This is a genomic window from Aestuariivita sp. (assembly GCF_049276915.1).
Lineage (GTDB): Bacteria > Pseudomonadota > Alphaproteobacteria > Rhodobacterales > Rhodobacteraceae > Aestuariivita.
This window is the reverse complement of record NZ_JBASXK010000115.1, coordinates 1-4,367: the sequence shown is the minus strand read 5'-3', so window position 1 is coordinate 4,367 and position 4,367 is coordinate 1. Positions and strand designations below refer to the sequence as shown.

The following is a 4,367-nucleotide window of genomic DNA, read 5'->3' as shown; positions in this document are numbered from 1 at the left end:
GCCGCGTAATCGACAGCTTTCTCAATAAGTATGGCCAGATCTTATGCTGCGGGTGCTTCTTGCTGGTGTTCGGCCCTTTGTAGATGGCCTGCAGCCCCATGATGCCCATCAGGCGACGCACGCGATGCCGTCCTGCCGAGAACCCTGATTGGGGCAGATACGCCGCGATCTGGCGGCTGCCGAAGAACGGATACTTCGTAAATATCCGGTCAATCTCATGCATCAGATCAATCGTCGCCTGATCAAAGCCAACAGGCGTGTAATAGATTGAGGAACGGCTGATCTTGAGCAGCTTACACTGGCGCGTCAGGCTAAGGTCGGTGTTGTCCTTGCGGATCATCTCGCGGCGTTCAGACAGGCTCATCGCTTCAGCCCTTGTGACAAAAAATCATTTTCCACCGCCAGCTGACCAATCTTGGCATGAAGCTCTTTGATTTCGCCGTCTTTGTTCTCAGCCTTTTTGACCTTGTCCGAGAAAACGTTGACCATGCCATCAATCGCCTGCCGTTTCCACGTGCTCACCTGCGTAGGGTGCAGCTGGCGCTTCGATGCAATCTCCTGCACCGTCTTGTCACCGCGCAATGCTTCAAGGGCCACAGTCGCTTTAAACTTGTCTGAAAAATTCCGTCGCTTTGTCATTCTTGTATCCATTCAATCGGGTTGGATACATCTTAGCACGCTGTCCGAATTTGCCGGACCACTTCAAGATCAGCCCCGAGGCGACAGATCTGAAACGGCGCCTGGGGCAGCTTTATGCCGCCACGGACATGCGTTTCCAGATATCCAACGAAGGGCGCAGCCTGCACAAGTTCCTCACCGGTCGCGGGCGGATCGGTCGCCGCTTTGCCATGCGTTTTTGGGAAACCGAAAGCACGCTTGGCCGTGAGCGTGAATTGATGATCGTCGTCTGCAAGAAGTGGCATGTTGCCAAACGCCTGCTGGAGAGGATCCGTCAGGTCACCAACGTGCCAGCCATCGACTATATCTTTAACGAGGAAGATACCGAGGTTCCCGATCTCGGCGGCATCGAAAGCTCACTCTGGAAGCGCACGCGGCATCGACGCGCCTTGATGCGTATGCTGTTTGATTACTATGAAACCGACCGGCTGATCGTGTGCATGGATCCGTCGAACCTCGATCTGATGCATGATTTCTATTCGGACCGGTCGCGCACCAAGATGCTTGAGGTGGTTTGTGATTTTACCGACGAGTATCTGATCGGCCACGCCATGCGGGTTGGCCTTGCCGGGGAACAGACCAGCCAGGCCACACTGCAGCGGCTTCTGCCTACGATCCGCAATGACATGACCTATGAAAGCGACCGGATGCGGGATGCGAATTTCCCGATGCATCTGCGTATGCGCGAAAACGCGAGCCCCGAGGAAAACGCCGAAAAGCTGGTCGAGTTTCTTGATGTATCGCCGGATCGCGCGATGGAGATTGCGGGCTCCCATCATCTGTTTTCGGACTGACGCAATCCGCGTTTGATGTGCTGTCTGGGTTGCGTATGGTAAACCACACCTCAACCGAAGGAGCGCAGATGTCCAAGCTGCACACCGTCAAGACCATGTGTCCCATGAATTGCCACCCAACGCTGTGCGGCATGACGGTGACGGTAAACGGGCCTCGGGACGTCACGATCATCGGCGATCCTGATAATCCGGACAGTCAGGGCTTCTTGTGCATGCGCGGCAACGCGGCCCATGAAATTGTCGCAAACCCTCGCCGGCTTCTGGTGCCACAGACGCGCAGCACGCGCGGATCGCCCGATTGGCAGGATACCGATTGGGACAGGGCGCTGGACCGGATCGCAGACAGGATGCAGGCGGTCGGGCGCGAGGCCGTGGGCATCTGGCCCGGACACGGCAATGTGGCCAATGATTACGGCTTTGGCGTTAAGCGCGCCCAGCTTGAGCGGTTCGCAAATCTCTATGGCTGCCAGTACTGGAACCCCGCAATGATCTGCTGGGGGCTGGGCGGTTTTGGTCTTGGGCTGACAGGGGCGCTCGAAACCTCCACGAAAGAGGATATGGGCGCGCATTCCCAAATGATCATTCTTTGGGGCGCAAACACCGTCAGCCAGGCCAATACGATCAAACATGTCGAAGCCGCCAAGCGGCGCGGCGCGCGGATTGTCGTGATCGATGTGCGCCGCACCGAACTCAGCGCGCTGGCTCATGAGGTCATTCTGGTGCGCCCGGGCAGTGACGCCGCTCTGGCGCTGGCGATGATGCAGGTGATCATCAGCGAAGGCCTTCAGGATGACGCCTTCGTGCAACAGCATACGGTGGGCTTTGAGGCGCTCAGAGATCATGTCGCGCATATGACCCCGCAATGGGCCGCCAGCCGTACCGGTGTCGAGGCCGGGCGTATCGTCGATCTGGCGCGCGATTATGCCGCCAGCAAACCAGCCATGCTGGTGATTGGCGGGTCATCTTTGCACAAGGGCGACAACAGTTGGACAGCCGCCCGCGCGATCTCGTGCCTGCCGGGGCTGACGGGCAATTTCGGGCTGGCGGGTGCAGGCATCGGCCCGCGCCATGGCGCGCGCAGCCATGGTGCGGGGTTTGGCGATATCTCGGCGGCCGACAGGCGGTTGCCGGGCCGCTATATCCCCAACCAGATGGAAGCGATCATCGAGGCGATCGAGGACGGGCGGATCAAGGTGCTGATGTCGCTGGGCTCGAATTTCCTGTCCTCCTTTCCGGACACCGAGCGCGTGAGGGCGGCGCTGGAGCGGCTGGAGCTGTTCGTGAGCTATGATATCTTTGCCAACCAAACCATCCGCGAGGTTGCCGACATCGTCCTGCCCGGCACGATCTGGCTGGAAGAGATCGGCGCAAAGGCCACCAATACCCATGTCTACCTGTCAGAACAGGCGCTTGAACCCGCAGGTCAGGCGCGCCCGCTCTATGAGCTGTACAAGGGCTTGGCGCACCGGTTGAATGTGGAGGACGTCTATCCCTGGCCAGATCAGATCGCGGCCATCGATGCTGTGCTGGATCACCCTGCCACGGGCCATGCCAGTGTTGCGGCGCTCCGAGCGTCCGGCGGGCGTGCCGCGCTCAAGATCAGCCATATCGCCTATCCCACGCTGGCTTTCGACACGCCCTCGGGCAAGATCGAGTTCCTGTCGCAAAAGGCCGCAGACATGGGTCTGCCGGCCCTGCCGCATGCCCCGGATCCCGACCTGCCGGATCCCGAGGAACTGATCCTGACCCAGGGCCGGACCTTTGCCCATTTCCATTCATTCTATGACCATGCCCGCGCCCTGCCGTCATTGGCAGCGCGTGAGAGCGAGCCTCAGATCTGGATCGCACCACAGGATGCCGAGACACGCGGGATCTCGGATGGTGATGCCATCACCCTGTCCAACACACGCGGCACCTTTGCCGCGCGCGCCAAGGTCACCAAACGCATGCCAACCGGTGCTGTCTGGACGCGCGATGGCTGGCCGGGTTTCAATATCCTCACCGATAGTGCCGCCGCTCTGCCTGATACGGCGCTGCACGGGTTTCCTTTCTCGGTGGGGCAATCCGGGTTTGGGGCACGTGTTTTGCTCACACGGGCCTAGCGCAAAGAAAAAGCCCCGCTGAGGCAGCGGGGCTTTGATCTGTCGCCAAAAACCGGATCAGTTCTTGGCGTAGAATTCCACAACCAGGTTGGGTTCCATGATCACAGGATAAGGCACGTCGCCCAGGCTTGGCGTGCGCACGAAAGTTGCGGTCATTTTTGAGTGATCGACATCCAGGTAATCAGGCACGTCGCGCTCGGGCAGTTGCGCGGCTTCCAGAACCATCGCCATCTGCTTGGAACGGTCACGCACCTCGATCACATCACCTTCCTTCACACGGTAGGAGGGGATGTTGACCTTCTTGCCGTTCACACGCACATGGCCGTGGTTCACGAACTGGCGGGCGGCAAAAACGGTCGGTACGAATTTCGCACGATACACCAGCGCGTCCAGGCGACGCTCCAGCAGACCAATGAGATTTTCACCGGTGTCACCTTTGACCCGCTCGGCTTCGGCATAGATGCGGCGGAACTGCTTTTCCGTCAGGTCGCCATAATAGCCTTTGAGCTTTTGCTTGGCGCGCAGCTGAATGCCGAAATCGCTCAGCTTGCCCTTGCGGCGCTGCCCGTGCTGGCCGGGGCCATATTCACGACGGTTGACGGGGGATTTGGGGCGGCCCCAGATGTTCTCGCCCATGCGGCGATCGATTTTGTACTTGGCAGACGTGCGTTTTGTCACGGCTGATCTCCTTCGTTCAGGTTTCGAAGGGCGTTGTCCTCTCTCCGGATTTTGCCAGAGCGACAGGGATCCTCTTGCAAGGTCCACCAACACCAATGAAGCCGCGCTTATAGAC

The 4,367-nt window shown here is 59.2% G+C and carries 4 protein-coding genes and 1 pseudogene; 2 read left to right on the top strand and 3 right to left on the bottom strand.

All coding sequences use genetic code 11. The features are described from left to right. Both WAO69_RS12440 and WAO69_RS12435 read right to left on the bottom strand, forming a co-directional pair. Positions 1-364: IS3 family transposase (locus WAO69_RS12440; protein WP_422179569.1), on the bottom strand; the 364-nt coding region annotated here is incomplete at its 3' end. Beyond that, on the bottom strand, positions 361-639 hold the full coding sequence (locus WAO69_RS12435) for a transposase (RefSeq protein WP_009807746.1): 279 nt from the start codon (positions 637-639) through the stop codon (positions 361-363). The genes WAO69_RS12435 and WAO69_RS12440, both read right to left, overlap by 4 nt. A 65-nt stretch (positions 640-704) precedes the next feature. Here WAO69_RS12435 and WAO69_RS12430 point away from each other — a divergent pair. Both WAO69_RS12430 and WAO69_RS12425 read left to right on the top strand, forming a co-directional pair. Beyond that, positions 705-1,472, top strand: a pseudogene (locus WAO69_RS12430) (DUF5928 domain-containing protein); the annotation flags it as partial. A gap of 68 nt (positions 1,473-1,540) precedes the next feature. Then, positions 1,541-3,574, top strand: a complete 2,034-nt coding sequence (locus WAO69_RS12425) for a molybdopterin-containing oxidoreductase family protein (protein ID WP_422179566.1) — start codon at positions 1,541-1,543, stop codon at positions 3,572-3,574. Positions 3,575-3,631: 57 nt separating this feature from the next. On the opposite strand, the gene rpsD is transcribed toward WAO69_RS12425, so the two are convergent. Beyond that, positions 3,632-4,252, bottom strand: a complete 621-nt coding sequence (gene rpsD, locus WAO69_RS12420; protein ID WP_422179564.1) for a 30S ribosomal protein S4 — start codon at positions 4,250-4,252, stop codon at positions 3,632-3,634. Positions 4,253-4,367 lie beyond the last annotated feature (115 nt).

What these genes read in the sequence shown, in the direction of transcription:
- WAO69_RS12435 (WP_009807746.1), bottom strand. Translation starts at nt 639, where the DNA reads ATGACAAAGCGACGGAATTTTTCAGACAAGTTTAAAGCGACTGTGGCC.
- WAO69_RS12425 (WP_422179566.1), top strand. Translation starts at nt 1,541, where the DNA reads ATGTCCAAGCTGCACACCGTCAAGACCATGTGTCCCATGAATTGCCAC.